Origin of the sequence: Qipengyuania marisflavi, assembly GCF_005884405.1 — a bacterium.
GTDB classification, from domain to species: Bacteria; Pseudomonadota; Alphaproteobacteria; order Sphingomonadales; family Sphingomonadaceae; genus Qipengyuania; species Qipengyuania marisflavi.
In genome coordinates this window covers 178,245-196,238 of record NZ_VCAO01000003.1, presented here as the reverse complement: position 1 = coordinate 196,238, position 17,994 = coordinate 178,245, and the positions used below count along the sequence as shown (strand labels likewise).

The following is a 17,994-nucleotide window of genomic DNA, read 5'->3' as shown; positions in this document are numbered from 1 at the left end:
CCCTGCCCACTTGTGGACAGGCGCGCTGGCTTGTCGACAGGCTGGGGACAGAGGGCATAACTCTGACTCGACTCACGGCCTTTGGCGAGTCGCATGGCGCAGTGAACCTTTGCATCGCGGGAGAAATCGGGCAGGGGCGCGCTATGCCCGATATCCACAGGGCCAACAAACTACATCAATACTTATATATACTAATATTATTGGATTAGACTCTGAGATGCCCGGTCTTCTTCTCGACACTCTGAACGGTAATCGCGGCGTTGGCGTGCCGCTCTGGCTCATGCGTCAGGCAGGGCGCTATTTGCCCGAATATCGTGAGCTGCGAGCGCACAAAGGCGGCTTTCTGGCGCTGGCTTATGACAGCGAGGCAGCGGCAGAAGTTACGGTCCAGCCCATCGACCGGTTTGGTTTTGACGGCGCGATCCTGTTTTCCGATATTCTGATCGTGCCCCATGCGCTGGGCCAGCATCTGGAATTTCTCGCAGGCGAAGGCCCCAAACTGTCCCCGCGCCTGGTCGATGCTGCGTTAGAATCGCTGGCGCCCGATTTGACCCGCTTCGATCCGATTTACGAAACCGTGCGCCGGGTGCGGGCGCGGCTGTCGCCTGAAGTGACAATGCTGGGCTTCGCTGGCAGTCCCTGGACCGTGGCGACGTACATGGTGGCGGGCGAGGGCAGCCGTGACCAGCACGAGGCGCGGGCGATGGCCTATCGCGATCCGCAAGCCTTTCAGGCCATCGTTGACGCGATCGAAACGCTGACGGTGGACTATCTGTCAGGACAGATCACAGCGGGCGCAGAAGCGGTGCAATTGTTTGATAGCTGGGCAGGCAGCCTGGCGCCTGACGAGTTTGAACGCTGGGTCATCGCGCCCAATGCGCGGATTGTGGCCGCGCTCAAGCAGCGCCATCCCGGCACTCCGATCATCGGCTTTCCCAAGGGTGTGGGCGCGAAATTGCCTGCCTATGCCCGCGAAACCGGGGTTGATGCCGTGGGCGTCGATGAAACCATCGATCCAGTCTGGGCCGCGCGCGAATTGCCCGCCGATATGCCGGTGCAGGGCAATCTGGATCCGTTGCTGCTGTTGTCCGGTAGCCAGCGGCTGGAAAGCCGGACGCGAACCATTCTGGAAGCCTTTTCGGATCGTCCGCATGTCTTCAATCTGGGCCATGGGATCGACCGCCGCACGCCGATTGCGCATGTTGAGCTGCTGATTGCCTGTATACGGGGCTGGCAGGGGTGACGCGGGCAGCGACAGCGCCTACATCGCAGCCATGCAGGATGTGCTTTCGATGACCTATTACTGGCTCAAGGCGGGCCACATCATTTTCATGGTGTTCTGGATGGCGGGCCTGTTCATGCTGCCACGCCAGATGCTGTATATGCACAGCGCGCCGCCAGGTTCGGAAGAGGAAGCGCTGTGGGCCACACGCAGCGGCCTGCTGCGCACAATCATCCTCACGCCCAGCATCATCGTGGTATGGGTTCTGGGCCTGTTGCTGGCCATGACCATCGGCGCTTTCGACCAGGGTTGGTTCCACGCCAAACTGCTGCTGGTGATCGTGCTGTCGGGCTATCACGGCTGGCTGGTGGCCAAGGCCCGCAAGATGGCTGGCGGGGCGCGGCCGCTAAATGAAAAACAGCTGCGATTGTGGGGCGAATTCCCGGCCATCATGCTGGCGCTGATCGTGGTGCTGGTGATCGTCAAACCGTTCTGAGGCGCGTCCTGCCGCATTGGCGATTGACGGCTGTGTGCTGCGAACCTATTTGCTGAGCCTCTTTCCCGGCTAGAGGTCCCGCCCAGCGCGCGACCGGGTCTGCTTTCCCCAAGCCCATCGACCCGCCGGCTATCAATGATATATTTCGAGAAAACACATGCATCTCAAAGAATTAAAGGCCAAAACTCCCGCCGATCTGGTTTCGATGGCCGAGGAGCTCGGCGTCGAAGGCGCGTCCACCATGCGCCGTCAGGATCTGATGTTCTGCATCCTGCGCGAGCTGGCCGAAGACGAAGAATACGAAGAAAAGATCATGGGCGTCGGCACGATCGAGGTGCTGCAGGACGGTTTCGGCTTCCTGCGCAGCCCCGAGGCGAATTATCTCGCCGGGCCTGACGATATCTATATTTCGCCCAACCAGGTCCGCAAATGGGGCCTGCGCACTGGCGATACGGTCGAAGGTGAAATCCGCGCCCCGCGCGATGGCGAACGCTATTTTGCGATCACCAGCCTCGCCAGCGTCAATTTCGACGATCCCGATGCCGTGCGCCATCGCACCAATTTTGACAATCTCACGCCGCTCTATCCCGAAGAAAAGCTGTCGCTCGATACCCTCGACCCGACGGTCAAGGACAAGTCGGCGCGTGTCATCGATATCATCAGCCCGCAGGGCAAGGGCCAGCGCGCGTTGATCGTTGCTCCGCCGCGCACTGGCAAGACCGTGCTGCTGCAGAATATCGCCAAAGCAATCACTGACAATCACCCCGAAGTGTTCCTGATCGTCCTGCTGGTCGACGAACGCCCAGAAGAAGTCACTGACATGCAGCGCAGCGTGAAGGGTGAGGTTATCTCCTCAACCTTCGACGAACCCGCCACACGGCACGTCCAGGTCGCCGAGATGGTGATCGAGAAAGCCAAACGGCTGGTCGAACACAAAAAGGATGTCGTGATCCTGCTGGATTCGATCACCCGCCTGGGCCGCGCCTACAACACTGTGGTCCCGTCATCGGGCAAGGTGCTGACCGGCGGTGTCGACGCCAACGCCCTGCAGCGCCCCAAGCGCTTCTTCGGCGCAGCGCGGAACATCGAGGAAGGCGGTTCGCTGTCCATCATCGCCACCGCGCTGATCGACACCGGCAGCCGCATGGACGAGGTTATCTTTGAAGAGTTCAAGGGCACCGGCAACAGCGAAATCGTGCTGGATCGCAAGGTCTCCGACAAACGCATCTTCCCCGCGCTCGACGTGGGCAAAAGCGGCACCCGCAAGGAAGAGTTGCTGGTCGACAAGGATCAGCTGTCCAAAATGTGGGTCCTGCGCCGTATCCTCATGCAGATGGGCACGATCGACGCGATGGAATTCCTGCTCGACAAGATGAAGGATTCCAAGACCAACGAAGACTTCTTTGCGACGATGAACCAGTAGGTCTGCATACATCTGCTGTTAGGGATAAGGCTGTAGCTCCGTCTCAAAGGGGCATATCATGCAGCGAATCATCTATGTCAGTGAGGCTGTCGCCAACTTGCCTTCGGACGAGGTTTTTCGAATTATCGAAACCTCTTCACGCAACAATATGGGCGAAGACATTACTGGTTTCCTGTTGTTCAGGGCTGGCAAGTTTTTGCAATTGGTCGAAGGACCGCGCGGCAATCTTGATAGCTTGCTGGCACGGCTCCATCAGGATCCGCGTCATCATTCAATAAATATACTGTCGCGTGAGCCGGTTTTCGAGCGATTATTCCCGCGCTGGCGGATGAAACGGCTGGCGAACGGACAAGATGCAGTGGCTGCACTTGATCAGGCGATGGCAGCCGAGGTCGGCAATGGCTCGATCCCAGCTGAGGTGCGCGCATTTTTGCTGGATTCTGCGGGAGATTGACTGGGCGCAAGCGTTAGCTCTTGCGCGACCCATCCAGCTGCGTCGCCATCATTTCCCACACCTTGTTCACCGCCTTAAGCGGCCGGACCATCACCTTGAAATCCACGATCATGCCCGCCTCGTCAAGCGGATAAGGTCGATGCCATTGACTGTAATACCATCCATTTCGGTCACAAATTCCAGCATGGCGTTGTCGCCATCGACCAGTTCGCGCACGTAATGAAAGCTGTCATTGCCCAGCGTCTTGCCGGCTGCGGCGAGATATGCTGTGACGATGGCGCGGCCCCGCTGCGGGGTGTGGACGACCGGCGAGTGGAACACCGCATCATCGGCAATGATCGCCGCGAGCGCTGCAGGATCGCTGCCGCCATTGATGACCGCGTGCCAGCGTTTGAGGCCTGTTACTGCTGACATGCGGCCATTCCGAAGCTGTAGGCGCTCGCGATGGCCCAGTCGCGCGCATATTGTGTCCCACCGGGATCGGCGAGGAGCTGTCCCGGTTCGAGGAAATTGTAAATCCGGTCGATACTGTCCGAACGCGCACTGTTGAGCCGTTCGGAGATGTGACAGGGGGCGATTTGCCAGGGATCGTCCAGCCCCATCGCAATCACCATTTCGCGCAATGCGTGCAGTGTATGCCGCTGAAACCGCGTGACTCTTTCGGCCTTGTCCATGACCACAAGCCCGCGTTGCCGGGTGGCATCCTGTGTTGCGATGCCGGTTGGGCAGTGATCGGTATGGCAATTCATCGATTGCACGCAGCCCAGTGAAAACATGAACGCGCGGCCCGCATTGCACCAATCCGCGCCAAGGCCGAAATTCATCGCCATACCCGCGCCCGAATGAACTTTGCCGGCAGCGGCGATCTTGATCTGATCTTTCAGGCCAGCGCCAACCAGTGCATTGCGCACCAAGATCAGCCCTTCACGCAAGGGCGCGCCCACGCGGTTGGAAAACTCAACCGGAGCCGCGCCAGTGCCGCCCTCGGCCCCATCGACAACAATGTAATCGAGGGTGATCCCGGTTTCGCGCATCGCTTTGACAATGGCGAACACCTCATGCGGCTTACCCACGCACAGTTTGATGCCGACAGGCTTGCCGCCGGAAAGCTCACGCAATTGGGCCGCCCATTCAAGTAGACCAACAGGCGTTGAAAAGGTCGAATGTGATGGCGGAGAAATGCAATCGGTGCCGATGGGCACCCCGCGCGCTGCGGCGATCTCCTTGGTGACCTTCGTTCCCGGCAACACCCCGCCGTGACCCGGTTTGGCACCCTGGCTCAGCTTGATTTCGACCATTTTGACCTGATCGAGCTGCGCAGTATCGGCAAATTTTGCGGGATCGAACGCCGCATTGTCATCTCGGCAACCAAAATAGCCGCTGCCGATTTCCCACACCAGATCGCCGCCATGTTCCTTGTGATAGCGTGACAGGCCGCCTTCGCCGGTGTCGTGATAGAAATTGCCCGCCGCCGCACCCTTGTTGAGCGCCATGATGGCATTGGCTGACAGCGATCCAAAGCTCATTGCTGAAATATTGAGCAAAGCCGCCGAATAAGGGCGCGCGCATTGCTGGCTCCCCACATCCACCCGCCATTCCGCAGGAGCTTCCTCATTGGGCACAATCGAATGCGCAAGCCATTCATATTCATCGGAATAAACGTCCAGCTCGGTCCCGAAGGGATGCGAATCGAGCTGCCCTTTGGCGCGGGCATAGACCAGTGATCGCTCGTCATGGTTGAAGGGGCGGCCTTCAAGGTCGCCCTCAACCACATAGGCTCGCAGGAACGGCCGCATATCCTCCATTAGCCAGCGCATACGCGACAGCAGCGGATAATTGCGGCGCAGCGAGTGCTTGCGCTGAAAAAAGTCCAGGACCGCAATGCCGAGCAGGGGGAGGGTGATGACCAGCCCCCAGCGCAGCCACTCAACCCAAGCAAACAGCACGGTCAGCAGCAACAGCACCAGCGGCAGGCCGAACCGCATGAACAGCTCTGATGAACCCCGCACCTCCGCCTTGTTCTGACTCATCCCAAATGCTCGGCAAAGAACGCCATTGTACGCTCATCGGCCAGTTGCGCGGCCTCCCCGCTTCGCCGGTCGCCAAATTCGGTAGCAAACCCGTGATCCATGCCTTCGTAATCGTGGAGCGTGACCTTGGGGTGATTATCCAGCCCGGCGTGCATCGCCTGCTGCGCCGCCTTGTCGACAAAGCCGTCATCGGTGGGGATATGCAGCATAAGCGGATGCGCGATGGCGTGTTTTTCGCCCAACAGGCCGTCGACGCCTACCGCGTAATAGCCGACTGTCGCATGTGCATCAGTCCGTGCGGCGGCCATATAAGCGAGCCGTCCGCCCAGGCAGTAGCCAACAGCGCCCACCTTGCCGCAGCCTTCGCTCTGCGCCCATTTGATCGCGGCTTCGATGTCACGAACGCCCTGATCCTGATTGAACTTGCCCATCAGATCCAGCGCACGCTGGAATTCGGGTTCGATATCGGGATCCAGCTCGATGCCGGGCTCCAGCCTCCAGAACAAATCAGGCGCGATGGCGAGAAAGCCTGCTTCAGCCAATTTGTCGCATTTGCGGCGAATGCCCGCATTCACCCCGAAAATCTCCTGTATCACCACGATGGCGGCGCGCGGGGCATCAGCAGGGCGCGCAACATAGGCTGCAAAATTCTCTTTGCCGGACAGGGTTGTGACGGTGACAGTCTCGCTCATCGTTTGGCAGTCCTCTGGTTGATGCGCGCCGGGTCTAGCGCTTGCACGCGACAAGTGCCAAACCCGCCAGGCGATACTTAGCCCAACGGAGAACCCGCCATGAAGGTCCAAATCGAAATCGACTGCACCCCCGAAGAGGCGCGCAGCTTCATGGGTTTGCCCGATGTGGGCAAGGCCAATGCGATCTATGTCGACATGATGTCAAAGGCGATGAAGGGCGTTTCCAGCCCCGACCAATTGCAGGACTATGCGCGCCAGCTGGCCCCCATGGGGCAGGCGGGCTTCAAGCTTTTCCAGAGCTTCATGGAAGGCGCAGGCGCGGCCAAGGGGCGTTCGTCCAAGGACACCAGCTCCGACGACTGAGAGCTGAAGCAGCGCCGTGACTGATACAATTTTCGCGCTTTCGAGCGGTGCCCTGCCTGCGGGCATCGCGGTTTTGCGGATCAGCGGCCCCAAAGCTGGCGCTCTGCTGGCCGACCTATCGGGAGATTTGCCGCCGCCGCGTATGGCCAGCCTGCGCGTGTTGCGAGACGGTGATGTCATGCTGGACCGGGCTTTGGTGCTGTGGCTGCCGGGGCCTGCGACTGTGACAGGCGAGGATCTTGCCGAACTACATTGCCATGGCGGCCGCGCGGTCGTGGCGGCCGTTGAGACTGCTCTCGCGGCGACAGATGGGGTTCGCAAGGCTGAGGCGGGTGAATTTACCCGCCGCGCTTTCCTAAATGGCCGGATCGATCTGGCTGAAGCCGAGGGGTTGGCTGATCTGCTTACAGCTGAAACCGAATTGCAACGCCGCGGGGCGATGGGGTCGGTTGGCGGCTCCTTGTCTAAGGAAGTGGAAGGCTGGCGGACCACAATCTTGCAACTTTCGGCGCAAGTCGAGGCGGCGATCGACTTCTCGGACGAGGATGATGTCGATACCATACCCGCATCGGTAGCCAGTGAAGGGGCGGTGCTCTCAGCGGAGATATTCGCTGCGCTGAACCGCCCCTTTGCCGAGCGCCTTCGCGATGGTGTTCGGGTGGTCCTCGCCGGACCACCAAACGCCGGAAAATCATCTTTATTCAATGCGATGTTGAATGAGGGCGCGGCGATTGTCTCGGCAGAGGCGGGGACCACGCGCGATGTGATCGAGCGCCCAGTGGCGATACGGGGCGTGCCTTTCGTACTGATTGATACTGCCGGACTGCGTACGGATAGCGCTGGTGAGATCGAGCGGATCGGTATTGATAAAGCACAGGCTGAAATGCAGCGTGCCGACATTATCCTGTGGCTGGGAGCGGAAGGTGAGGGGCCGCTTGATGCTCTCGAAATTGAAACCAAGAGTGATCTTAACAGGCACGTTAAAACCGTGCCCGCTCATATGGTTTCTGCTGTAACCGGCCAAGGCCTCGAAAATTTGCTCGAAGGTCTGGTGATGCGCGCCGGTGCTCTGCTGCCATCAGGTGATGTACCGGCATATAATCAACGCCAACGCGGCGCGCTGATGATGGTGATTGCGGCTTTCAAGGATTTTGCTGAGCTCAACGATCCGCTGCTGGTCGCGGAGGAATTGCGATACGCACGCCGCGCGCTCGACAGGCTGTTGGGGCGCGAATCTACCGAGGAAATGCTCGACGCATTGTTTGGGCGGTTCTGTATCGGCAAATGATGTTCCACGTGAAACAATCGCGGCTTTGACGATGCGCCGCGTTGCCGGTATCGGCGCGTCCATGACACAGTTCGACATCCTTGTTGTGGGCGGCGGCCATGCGGGCGTCGAAGCAGCCTGTGCAGCGGCGCGGCTGGGTGCGCGGACTGGGCTTGTCAGTTTTGATCTCTCCAAAGTTGGCGCCATGAGCTGCAACCCGGCGATTGGTGGCCTTGGGAAGGGCCATCTGGTGCGCGAAGTGGATGCGCTGGACGGGGTGATCGGGCGCGCAGCAGATGCCGCGGCAATCCATTACCGGATCCTCAACCGCTCAAAGGGCAGTGCAGTATGGGGTCCGCGCGTGCAGGCCGATCGCACATTGTTCAAAGCTGAGGTTCAGCGGATCGTTGCAGCTCAGTCAGGGCTGACATTGATAGAAGGTGAAGTTGCGGAATTGATGCTGGAGCAAGCTCGCGTCACCGGACTGAAACTCGCCGACGGCACGGCCTTGGGTGCGCGCGCGGTGATCCTGTGCACCGGGACTTTCCTGGGCGGAGTTATGTTCCGTGGTGACGAGCGACTGACGGGTGGCCGCATCGGCGAAGATTCGGCCCATGTGCTTGCGGCGCAGTTGCGCGAGGCAAGCTTGCCAATGGCGCGCCTGAAAACGGGCACTCCGCCACGGCTTGACGGCCGAAGCATCGATTGGGCCAGACTGGAAGAGCAGCCATCCGACGGCGAGCAGTGGACGATGTCCTCACTGATCAAGCACCGTCCAAACCCGCAAGTATTCTGTGCGCTGACGCGTACCAATCCGCGCAGCCACGATATTATTCGCGAAAACCTTGAGCGTTCACCGCTGTTCTCCGGCGCTATCGATGCTGCCGGGCCGCGCTATTGCCCCTCTATCGAGGACAAGATCCACCGCTTTGCCGACCGCGAAGGCCATCAGGTGTTTCTCGAGCCTGAGGGCATAGCCACTCCGATGGTCTATCCCAATGGGATCAGCACCTCTCTGCCGGTCGATGTCCAACTCGTCATGCTCAGGAGTATGGAGGGCCTTGAGGACGTCACAATGGCGGTGCCGGGCTATGCCGTGGAGTATGACCATATCGACCCGCGCTCACTGCGCTCGACGCTCGAAATGCGCGATATCACCGGGCTCTATTGTGCCGGGCAAATTAATGGCACCACTGGATACGAGGAAGCCGCAGCACAGGGGCTTGTTGCGGGAATGCAGGCCGCGTGCACTGTGCTGAACCGGGCAGCACCCCCGCTTGATCGCGCGAATTCCTATCTTGCTGTGATGGTCGATGATTTGACGATTCAGGGCGTATCCGAGCCTTACCGCATGCTGACCGCGCGTGCCGAATATCGTCTGCGCCTGCGTGCGGCGAATGCTGATACGCGTCTTACGCCTCTTGGCATGGCCGCCGGGTTGGTTGGGCCGGAGCGCAGCGATTGGTTCAACGCGCGCGAGGACAAGCGAGCTGACTGGGCCACCTGGTTTGGGCAGGAGATCGCCAGCGCTGATATGGCAGCGCGCGGCCATACGGTGCGGCAGGATCGCGGAAGATGTTCGGTCGGCAATTGGCTGCAGGGCGGTCACGTCTCCCTCGAAGACCTTTCCGATACCATGCCCGACGGTCTCGATGCGGGGGATGATCTTGGCCGTGAGATGGCGGAGGACTTGGTCTACGCGCCGTATTTACAGCGTCAGGAAGCAGAATTGCGCGATCTGCGCGCCAGTGAGCTGGTGAAGCTACCGGCGGAACTCTCCTATGCCGCAGTCCCCGGTCTATCGAATGAAATGATTGAACGGCTGGAGCGCACCCGTCCAGATACGCTTGCTGCGGCGGGACGCATCCCCGGCATCACCCCTGCTGCGCTGGCCGTGTTGCTGGTCCATGCTCGCCGTCATGAGCGGAACGCAGCATGATACTTACAGATGAAACCGCCGCGCGTGCTTATGTTGCGCAGTCGACAAAGCCTGACGTGATGGTGAAGTTGGAGATGCTGTGCCACGCGCTGCGCGACGAGAACGAGCAACAGAATCTTGTCGCCAAGCGCACGCTGGAAGAGACTTGGCTGCGTCACATCGCCGATTCGGCTCAACTGCTTGAATATGTTCCACGTGAAACAGGTGACTGGCTGGATCTTGGAACGGGAGCCGGTTTTCCGGGGCTGGTGATCGCAATCATGCGGCCAGATACAAATGTGATTCTGATCGAATCCCGGAAGCGCCGGATCGAATGGCTTGCCAGCCAGATCAGTGTGTTGGATCTGTCAAATTGCACCATTCTTGGTCAGCGGCTGGAGCTTGTTGAAACTCGCAACGCTGGGTGCATCTCGGCCCGAGCGTTTGCTCCATTGCCAAAATTGCTCAGACTGGCGGCGCGTTTCTCCACAAGCGACACGCACTGGCTGTTGCCGAAAGGGCGTTCGGCGGCGCAAGAAGTTGCAGAACTGCCCGCCAAGCGGCGCACGATGTTCCACGTGGAACAATCCTTGACGGATGAGGATGCGGGAATCATCGTGGGAAAAGGCAAAGTGGAGACGCACAAGTGATCATCGTCGCGATTGCGAACCAGAAGGGTGGGGTGGGAAAGACCACCACCGCAATCAATATCGCCACCGCAATGGCCGCTACCGGGTGGAAAACGCTGCTGATCGACCTTGATCCGCAGGGCAACGCCTCGACCGGAATGGGTGTCGGCGCGGGCGAGCGCGAGAATTCCAGCTATGATTTGCTGCTGGAGCAGGCGACGCTGGCGCAATGTGTGCAGCCCACTGAAATCCCCGGCCTCGATATTCTGCCCGCGACGCAGGATCTTTCTGGCGCAGAAGTTGAGCTTGTTGCGGTGGAGGACCGCACTTCACGGCTCAAGCGCGGGCTTGACCAGCAAGGCCGCAAGGGAGCGCCATCATACGATATCTGTTTCATTGACTGCCCGCCGTCGCTCGGATTGCTGACTCTCAATGCGCTGTGTGCCGCGGATACGCTGATGGTGCCGCTGCAATGCGAGTTTTTCGCGCTCGAAGGGCTGAGCCAGCTGTTACAGACGGTCGAGCGTGTCCAGCAGCGCTTCAACGCCAATCTTGGCATTGTCGGCATCGCTCTAACGATGTTCGACCGCCGCAATCGCCTGACCGATCAGGTTTCCGACGACGTGCGCGACTGCCTCGGCGCGCTCGTCTTCGACAGCGTTATCCCGCGCAATGTCCGCCTGTCTGAAGCGCCCAGCCATGGCCTGCCGGCGTTGGTGTATGATCACTCTTGCGCGGGCAGCCGCGCCTATATCGCCCTGGCCCGCGAACTGATTGGCCGCCTGCCTGAGAAAAGGATCGCAGCATGAGCAATTCCCCCAGTGATCCAATTCGCCTGTCGGTGCCACGTCCGGCCGATCGCAAGAAGAAGCTTGGCAAAGGCTTGGGCGCGCTGATGGGTGAAACGCAGCGCGAAGAGCCGCTGGTCCGGCAGCCCGCTGGCAAGGACGTCACGAGCGGCGCGGACGCCCCTGAAGGTTCACGCCTGGTTGCCATTCCCATTGGCCAGATCGAACCGCTGCCTGGACAGCCGCGTAGCTATTTCGACGAAGCGGCACTTGCCGAGCTGGCAGCGTCGATTTCCGCGCGCGGGGTTATCCAGCCCATCATTGTGCGCCCCAAGGGCGAGGGGCGCTATCAGCTGGTCGCTGGCGAGCGCCGCTGGCGGGCCGCACAGAAGGCTCGCATCCATGAAATACCCGCGATTGTCCGCGATCTGGACGAACGCGAGGTGGTGGCCCTGGCACTTATTGAGAATCTTCAGCGCGAGGATCTCAACCCGGTCGAAGAAGCACGAGCATACCACCAGCTCTCCGAAGACGAGGGGATGACGCAGGCCGAGATTGCCAAGCTGGTCGACAAATCCCGCAGCCACGTGGCGAATTTCCAGCGGCTGCTCGCGCTTCCCGAAGAAGTGCTCGATTTGCTGGGCAGTGGTGCGCTGACGATGGGTCATGCACGAGCCTTGATTGGCAATGATCGCGCCGCAGAGCTTGCGCGCAGCGCGGCGCGTGATGGTCTGTCCGTGCGCGAAATCGAGAAGCTGGCGCGCGGCGATGCGCCCAAGCGCAAACCGCCGCGCCGGGGTGCGGTTCGCGAAGCAACCAATGATGCCGATATCGCGGCAGTACAGGGGCATCTGGAAGATTTCCTCGGGATGCCGGTGCGGATCAAGACTGACAGCGCGCCAAATAATGGCACTGTCAGCATCCGCTATCGCACACTCGACCAGCTTGATCTGATTTGTCAGCGCCTGACAGGCGGGGATATCTGAGCGCCTCTTTGCTCAAACAACGGTCAATAAATCTTGTTTATCAGCATGTTACATGACTTATGCCAACTTTCGGCAAACAGACCGTCACGACGTCAGCTTGCCGATGAAGAATTGAAGCCATAGGCAGGGGGAGGACGCAGGCAGGATCGGGCGATTGGCAAGCAGCAAGAGTTCATTCTGGCAGAAAGGCTGGCGCAAGAGGCTGCGCTCGTCGCGCGGTCTGGATGTCGCGCTGGGTGATTATGTCACTGCGCTAGTGGTTGCTCTGGCCGCAGCTCTTCTGGCGCAAACTCCGGCGCCGCGTATGCTTGACGGATTGTTCTTTGATAGCGTCACGCGCTTTGACGCGGGGCGCACTCCCAAAGTTGTCATTGTCGATCAAACGCAGGCAGTGCCTTCCGGGGAGAGTGCCGCACTCGAACTGGCGGCAGAAAACTTGCGCATTACCCGGTTATGTTACCGCGTGGCTCCGGAAATTTCACCGAACTCCGTCGATATATCCGCAAGCGCGCCCGGAATATCCGACACGGTAGTGGCAGGACGCGATGTGGAGCGGATTCCGGCGGGCAATGGATGGCGCTTTGCGGGTTCCAGCGAATTTCCAGCGAACATCGCCGCTGCAAACAACCGGATCGCGACACCCGAATATGGTGTTCACCGCCGCCAGCTGTTCGGGCAAAAGGGTGCCAGCGAACCCATTCCGATGCTCGAAACCGCCTGCGCTGGGCGGCAAGCGGCGCTGGGTTCTTATCTCGTCAGGATGCCGCGCGCGCAAAACATCCCGCGCGTTACGGCGGGCCAATTGCTCAGCGGCGAGTTCCAAGAAAGCGAGCTGGCGGGGATGATAGCTCTGGTCGCGCCGCCATCTGACCGGACCGAACCATACTTTCCCACACCGCTCACACCCGGAGCGCGCGGCACCAGCGCTACGCTGTTCAGCGCCTATGCGATTCAGGCGCTAGCTGACGGGCGCGAAGTGTACCGCGCGGGTCCCTGGGCGTCGCTAATGTTGCTGATCGTTGCGGCGCTCTCTGCAGCATTGCTAATGCGGCTCTTGCCCAGCAAGCGGTTTGCGGTGCTCGCTGCTTTCGGTGGCCTTTTGCTGGTGACAGCGGCTGGCTGGGCCGTGTTGCAGTTCGTCCATGCGCTAATGCCGATTTCGGCGATGCTGCTGGCGTTCGCGCTGACCGCAGCTGCGCTCATCTTGCGGCATGAGCGCGCGCAGGATCGCAAATTGGGGCAGACGCTGGAGCGGGCCATCAATCTGTCCTTCACGCGCAGCGTCTTTTACGACCATTCGCGGATACCCGACTATCTGCTTTCACTGGCGCGGCTGTTGAAATTGCCAAAAATGGCCGTTCTCGAGCGTGGGGCAGACACGCTCTGGCACGTTCTGGCTGCGCACAATGCTGAAAATTCCGAACTCGCCCTGACCGCACCGGCTGCCCGCCGTCAGCTTGAAAAGCTGCAGCGAGCGCAAAAACCGCTTTCTGCCCAGATACTTGCGCCCGAATGGGGTGACACCACTCGCGTGGCGCTTGTTTCTTCCGGCGATAGCGAAATTGCGTGGGTTTATGACGTCTTGCCGGGCCGCAAAGGGGCGATCACCGGGCGTGTGGTCACGGCCATTGCCAGCAGCCTGCGACAGATGCGCAATTGGCAACATTCGATGCTGGGCAACGCCGACGGCAAGAGCCGCCAGATCCCCATCGACGCCCGAGTCTCCAGCGCTGCCAATTTGATCACGGTGCAAAGCGAGCAAATCCGCCAGGGTCTGGACGCGCTCGATACTGCGGTGCTGATTTTCCATCCGGCTGGCTTTGCGTTGCAGGCCAACGTGCGCATGGCCGCGCTTTGCGAGCAGATTGAATTGCCGCTGGAGCGGACTTCGATAGCCGAAGCAATCCTTGCCCTGACCGAGCTGACCCCGGAGCAGGCTGACAGTGTTGTCGAGCGGATGCTGGTGCGAGGCGGCGATATGCGCGTGCCGATGCGGGATATTGCCAGCCGTCAATATATGCTGCGGATCGCCGCCACGCCGGGCCGCGATGAGGCCTGGAGGCGGGTTGTTGTGCTGGAAGCCGTGGATGTCAGCGACCTCGACCAGCTGGCCGAGCTGCGGCAGGCGGTGGGCGTCTTTATCGACCGGCAATTGCGCAATGATCTGGAGGCGATTACTTTGGGCGCGACACTGGCCGCCGATCCGCGCCTGAAAGAAGGTGCGCTCAACCGCATTATCGGGCGGATCAAAGACGTGGCAGCGCGGGCAACCGGGCGGCTTGAGGAAGTCGCCGAACTGCTTGGCGAGCTGCCGCCGGGTCTGATCCCCAGCTATCCGATCGAAGCGCGCAACAGTGTCGCGCAGGCATTAGAGCGCGTCAGCGAGCTGGCGGATGAAATGGCGGTGACAATTGACGCGCAATTGCCGGGCATCAGCGGCTTTACCATCGCCGAACCATTTATGCTGTCGGATATGGTCGAAGCGATCCTGCGGCTGGTAATTGCCGACACCGCGCAGGGCGGCACGATCACGTTGCTGCTTGAAGAGGTCGACAATCATACCCGCATCCGCATAGCCGGCGGTTTCGGAATGCCATTCGACCGGCTGGTCGAAGCACTCGATGCGCGGGCGGGTGAGGTGCCTAGCGAGTTCCAGATCGCCGCTGCAGGCTTTGCGGAAGTGCTGGCATGGCAGGGCAGTGTCTCCTACTGGAGCGCAGCAGGAGACGGCTACAAGTTCAACATTCAGCTTAGGCGTATCGGATGACCGGCCATTCCATCCTTATTATCGATGATGACGACCTGCTGTGCGACATGGTCGCATCGCTGCTTGAACTCGAAGGGTATCGGGTCACGCTGGCGCATGAAGGTCATGCCGGTCTGCAGGCGCTTGCCCGCGAGACGTTCGATCTGATCCTGCTGGATCTGGTAATGCCCAAGATGGACGGGATCCAGTTCATGCGGACAGTGCATGCAGATATGCCCGGCCACCCGCCGATTGTGGTGATGTCAGCTTCCGTCTCAGCGAAGATCGTCGAGCAGGGGCGCGGGTACGGCGTGACCGGGATGATCCGCAAGCCGGTTGATCCGCAACTGCTGGCCGAAACTGTCCGCGCGACCATCGCCGCCACGCACGGCTAGGCCGTGGCGCGGGAAAATCCCCCTTGCTGACTCTCGCCATCTTCCCCGAAGGCGGGCTTGCCAGCTCGGTCATCACCACCGTCTGGGTCGGTGTGTTGGTGCTGTGTTTCTTTAATCTGCGATTTGGCTGGGTGCTGTCGGGACTTGTCGTGCCGGGTTATCTGGTGCCGCTGATAATCGTAAAGCCAGTGTCGGCGCTGGTGATCGTGATCGAGGCGATCCTTACGTATCTGATTGTCTATCTCTTCTCCGAAAAGCTTGCGCGGGGGCGCTTTCCGGCGCTGTTCGGCCGCGACCGGTTTATGGGGCTGATCCTTGCCAGTATCGCGGTACGGCTGCTGCTTGATGGCTTTTTGCTGCCGCAGGCGGCGGACTGGATCCAGCTTAATTGGAACCGCGAGGTGGATTGGGAAAGCGATCTGCAAAGCTTTGGCTTGGTGATCGTTTCACTGATGGCCAACCAGTTCTGGAAGCCGGGGCTGGGGCGCGGCATCACCACGATGGTGGTGGTCACCGGCATCTCGTGGTTTCTGGTCCGCTATGGCCTGATGGAGTTTACCAATTTCCGCATCAGCGGCGTGACTTATCTGTATGAGGGTCTGGCCAGCTCGGTTCTGGCCAGCCCCAAGGCCTATATCATCCTGGTGCTGACGGCGCTTTATGCCAGCCATATGAACGTCCGCTATGGCTGGGATTTTTCGGGGATTCTGATCCCGGCACTGATCGCGTTGCAATGGTATGAACCGACCAAGATCCTGACCTCTTTTGCCGAAGCCATCGCGATTTATCTGATTGCCCGGCAATTGCTCAAAACCCCCTGGCTCGCCAATGCGACGATGGAGGGGGCGAACAAGGTCCTGCTGTTCTTCAACATCAGTTTTGCGCTCAAACTGCTGGTCGGCTGGGGATTGTTGTGGGCGGGGTGGAACGTCAAGACCACGGATTTCTATGGCTTTGGCTATCTGCTGTCGACGCTGTTGGCGATGAAGGCGCATGACAAGGACATTTTCCCGCGCCTGATGCGATCAACCTTGCAAGTGTCTTTTGTCGGCGCAGGGGCTGGCAATCTGGTGGGTCTGGCGCTGGCGGTGCTGATTCCGGCGAATGTTGCCGGGGCTGGAACGCAGACGGCTGATGATATGCGCCGCACGCGCGAAGATTCCTTGCTCGTCAACGCCATTGGCGATGCCCACTGGCGTGCGGAAAGCAATTCGGGGGCGACGCTGGGCAGTCAGTCTGCCGAGGCGCTGAGCGATGCGGTGGAGCTACTTGAAGTGGGCCTGCCTGCGGTACAGGCGGGCGCAGCGGCGGCCAGCGGAGGTTGGCGCGTCGAGGCGCTTTCTGCGCAGCGCGCGGCGATCATTCGCGAAGACGGGCAGGGACGCGACCTGATCCTGTTCGATGCCAATGGCACGCGCGATCTGGTGATGCGCGTCGATGATCCTGCCGCCCGGCCCGGCCTGGTGGCGTCGGCGCGGGTGTTGATGGAGCAGCTTGGCGCGCGCTGGCTGGTGGTCTCGGCCCCGGCTGCGTCGGGGAGCACGGGCCAATCGGTGGTCGGCACGATCAGCAGCACGCTGGATGTCCCGCAATTGGTGGTGGGAGCCTCGGCGCAGGCCGGCCCGCCGCGCTTGTCACTGGTGGGAGACAGCGCGGAGGCGATCGATTTGGACGCGCTGCGCAGTCTCTACCCATCGCTGGCAGTCTCCTTTGCTGATAGCCGAAGCCGAGCGGGCGGCGCAACTGTCGGGGCGAGCAGCCTGAGCCTGTCCGGCGATGCCATCGCCGCGCTACTGGCACCCCGCTCAGCCACCCCCGCCGCACTGAATGAATGCCAATTGCCCGAGCAGGGCGCCGCAGCGCCGCAAGCGGATAGTCTTGAGCAATTGCTGTTCCTGCGTAGCGAGATTGTCCTGCCGGTCCTCTCCGCGCTGGAAAGCGGCAAAGAGCCGACTACGGCGTTTCGCGCCGCACCGATGCTGGGCGTGATCCTGGAGCCGTGCACATCGGGCGGTCAGCCGCATATCCTGCTGCGCTCGGATGACGTTTCGGGTGGAGCTTACCTGTTCCGGCGCGGCGGCGATCCGGCGGTGCTGATCGAATCCGCTCTACGCAGCGAACGCAGGGGTACCAGCGGCGCGGCCAGCGATGCCGACATACAACTGGTCGATATGGGGCTGCGCGTGCAACAGGCCAGCAACGCCCAGCTGCTCGCTCTGGCGCCCCGCGAGCTGCGCTATGACGGCTCTCAGGCGACCGCTTTTGGCATTGTCACGCAAGCGGCGATTGGCCGGCAAGGCGATGATCCGGCGCTGGTGGTGCAATTGCGCCCACGGCCCAAATTCGGTGCATCATCTGTGCCCGCAGATCGCGCGATCCTGTTGCCCGACCGCCTGAATACCGTTTCCGAACGCATAGCCGCTTACGAGGCGATGGTTCGCGGGGCTGGTTACGTTCCGCTGGTGGCGACGCGCGATGCCCGGTTTGCTGGCTATGAGGCGTTCCCGCTGGCTTCGCTGCGCTATCTCAACCAGTATTTTGCCAAGCGTTATCTCATCATCTATCCCCCGGTGGAGGGCCGCTGA

At 60.6% G+C, this 17,994-nt stretch carries 15 protein-coding genes and 1 pseudogene; 13 read left to right on the top strand and 3 right to left on the bottom strand.

Annotated features, from left to right (window positions below):
* The first annotated feature begins 217 nt into the window (after positions 1-217).
* The 4 genes from hemE to FEV51_RS07890 all read left to right on the top strand — a co-directional run bounded on the left by hemE (position 218) and on the right by FEV51_RS07890 (position 3,595).
* On the top strand, positions 218-1,243 hold the full coding sequence (gene hemE / locus FEV51_RS07905) for a uroporphyrinogen decarboxylase (protein ID WP_138617655.1): 1,026 nt from the start codon (positions 218-220) through the stop codon (positions 1,241-1,243).
* Positions 1,244-1,274: 31 nt separating this feature from the next.
* Positions 1,275-1,718 carry a CopD family protein gene (locus FEV51_RS07900; protein ID WP_138618188.1) on the top strand — a complete coding sequence of 148 codons (444 nt, stop codon included), beginning with the start codon at positions 1,275-1,277 and terminating at the stop codon, positions 1,716-1,718.
* 157 nt (positions 1,719-1,875) lie between these two features.
* A complete protein-coding gene (gene rho / locus FEV51_RS07895) occupies positions 1,876-3,141 on the top strand; it encodes a transcription termination factor Rho (RefSeq protein WP_138617653.1) in 1,266 nt (421 codons plus the stop codon).
* Positions 3,142-3,199: 58 nt separating this feature from the next.
* A complete protein-coding gene (locus tag FEV51_RS07890) occupies positions 3,200-3,595 on the top strand; it encodes a BLUF domain-containing protein (RefSeq protein ID WP_138617651.1) in 396 nt (131 codons plus the stop codon).
* Positions 3,596-3,608: 13 nt separating this feature from the next.
* Here FEV51_RS07890 and FEV51_RS07885 read toward each other — a convergent pair.
* From FEV51_RS07885 to FEV51_RS07875, 3 genes and pseudogenes are all read right to left on the bottom strand, one after another.
* Positions 3,609-4,009 (bottom strand): annotated as a pseudogene (locus FEV51_RS07885) (nuclear transport factor 2 family protein).
* A complete protein-coding gene (locus tag FEV51_RS07880; protein ID WP_222927445.1) occupies positions 3,997-5,625 on the bottom strand; it encodes an FMN-binding glutamate synthase family protein in 1,629 nt (542 codons plus the stop codon). The pseudogene FEV51_RS07885 and the gene FEV51_RS07880 overlap by 13 nt, the downstream one beginning before the upstream one ends.
* The gene (locus FEV51_RS07875) at positions 5,622-6,317 is read right to left on the bottom strand and encodes a dienelactone hydrolase family protein (RefSeq protein WP_138617649.1); all 696 of its coding nucleotides are present in this window, start codon (positions 6,315-6,317) and stop codon (positions 5,622-5,624) included. Before FEV51_RS07875 ends, FEV51_RS07880 begins: the two co-directional genes overlap by 4 nt.
* A gap of 99 nt (positions 6,318-6,416) precedes the next feature.
* On the opposite strand from FEV51_RS07875, the gene FEV51_RS07870 reads away from it, so the two are divergent.
* The 9 genes from FEV51_RS07870 (at position 6,417) to FEV51_RS07830 (ending at position 17,994) form a co-directional block, all read left to right on the top strand.
* Positions 6,417-6,680 (top strand): DUF6489 family protein, encoded by a 264-nt coding sequence (locus FEV51_RS07870; protein WP_138617647.1) that lies wholly within the window; start codon positions 6,417-6,419, stop codon positions 6,678-6,680.
* 16 nt (positions 6,681-6,696) lie between these two features.
* A complete protein-coding gene (gene mnmE / locus FEV51_RS07865; protein WP_138617645.1) occupies positions 6,697-7,968 on the top strand; it encodes a tRNA uridine-5-carboxymethylaminomethyl(34) synthesis GTPase MnmE in 1,272 nt (423 codons plus the stop codon).
* 61 nt (positions 7,969-8,029) lie between these two features.
* A complete protein-coding gene (gene mnmG, locus FEV51_RS07860) occupies positions 8,030-9,886 on the top strand; it encodes a tRNA uridine-5-carboxymethylaminomethyl(34) synthesis enzyme MnmG (RefSeq protein WP_138617643.1) in 1,857 nt (618 codons plus the stop codon).
* On the top strand, positions 9,883-10,515 hold the full coding sequence (gene rsmG / locus FEV51_RS07855; protein ID WP_138617641.1) for a 16S rRNA (guanine(527)-N(7))-methyltransferase RsmG: 633 nt from the start codon (positions 9,883-9,885) through the stop codon (positions 10,513-10,515). The genes mnmG and rsmG overlap by 4 nt, the downstream gene beginning before the upstream one ends.
* Complete coding sequence (locus tag FEV51_RS07850) at positions 10,512-11,303, top strand: ParA family protein (RefSeq protein ID WP_138617639.1); 792 nt, start codon at positions 10,512-10,514, stop codon at positions 11,301-11,303. The genes rsmG and FEV51_RS07850 overlap by 4 nt, the downstream gene beginning before the upstream one ends.
* Positions 11,300-12,268, top strand: coding sequence for a ParB/RepB/Spo0J family partition protein (locus tag FEV51_RS07845; RefSeq protein ID WP_138617637.1), 969 nt, complete (start codon positions 11,300-11,302; stop codon positions 12,266-12,268). The genes FEV51_RS07850 and FEV51_RS07845 overlap by 4 nt, the downstream gene beginning before the upstream one ends.
* Before the next feature lie 154 nt (positions 12,269-12,422).
* Positions 12,423-15,035 carry a hypothetical protein gene (locus FEV51_RS07840; protein ID WP_138617635.1) on the top strand — a complete coding sequence of 871 codons (2,613 nt, stop codon included), beginning with the start codon at positions 12,423-12,425 and terminating at the stop codon, positions 15,033-15,035.
* Complete coding sequence (locus tag FEV51_RS07835) at positions 15,032-15,409, top strand: response regulator (protein WP_138617633.1); 378 nt, start codon at positions 15,032-15,034, stop codon at positions 15,407-15,409. The genes FEV51_RS07840 and FEV51_RS07835 overlap by 4 nt, the downstream gene beginning before the upstream one ends.
* Positions 15,410-15,432: 23 nt before the next feature.
* Entirely contained in the window at positions 15,433-17,994 is a 2,562-nt protein-coding gene (locus FEV51_RS07830; RefSeq protein ID WP_138617631.1) for a poly-gamma-glutamate biosynthesis protein PgsC/CapC, read from the top strand.

What these genes read in the sequence shown, in the direction of transcription:
- mnmG (WP_138617643.1), top strand. Translation starts at nt 8,030, where the DNA reads ATGACACAGTTCGACATCCTTGTTGTGGGCGGCGGCCATGCGGGCGTC.
- FEV51_RS07900 (WP_138618188.1), top strand. Translation starts at nt 1,275, where the DNA reads ATGCAGGATGTGCTTTCGATGACCTATTACTGGCTCAAGGCGGGCCAC.
- FEV51_RS07835 (WP_138617633.1), top strand. Translation starts at nt 15,032, where the DNA reads ATGACCGGCCATTCCATCCTTATTATCGATGATGACGACCTGCTGTGC.
- FEV51_RS07890 (WP_138617651.1), top strand. Translation starts at nt 3,200, where the DNA reads ATGCAGCGAATCATCTATGTCAGTGAGGCTGTCGCCAACTTGCCTTCG.
- rho (WP_138617653.1), top strand. Translation starts at nt 1,876, where the DNA reads ATGCATCTCAAAGAATTAAAGGCCAAAACTCCCGCCGATCTGGTTTCG.
- FEV51_RS07845 (WP_138617637.1), top strand. Translation starts at nt 11,300, where the DNA reads ATGAGCAATTCCCCCAGTGATCCAATTCGCCTGTCGGTGCCACGTCCG.
- FEV51_RS07880 (WP_222927445.1), bottom strand. Translation starts at nt 5,625, where the DNA reads ATGAGTCAGAACAAGGCGGAGGTGCGGGGTTCATCAGAGCTGTTCATG.
- FEV51_RS07875 (WP_138617649.1), bottom strand. Translation starts at nt 6,317, where the DNA reads ATGAGCGAGACTGTCACCGTCACAACCCTGTCCGGCAAAGAGAATTTT.
- rsmG (WP_138617641.1), top strand. Translation starts at nt 9,883, where the DNA reads ATGATACTTACAGATGAAACCGCCGCGCGTGCTTATGTTGCGCAGTCG.
- hemE (WP_138617655.1), top strand. Translation starts at nt 218, where the DNA reads ATGCCCGGTCTTCTTCTCGACACTCTGAACGGTAATCGCGGCGTTGGC.
- FEV51_RS07870 (WP_138617647.1), top strand. Translation starts at nt 6,417, where the DNA reads ATGAAGGTCCAAATCGAAATCGACTGCACCCCCGAAGAGGCGCGCAGC.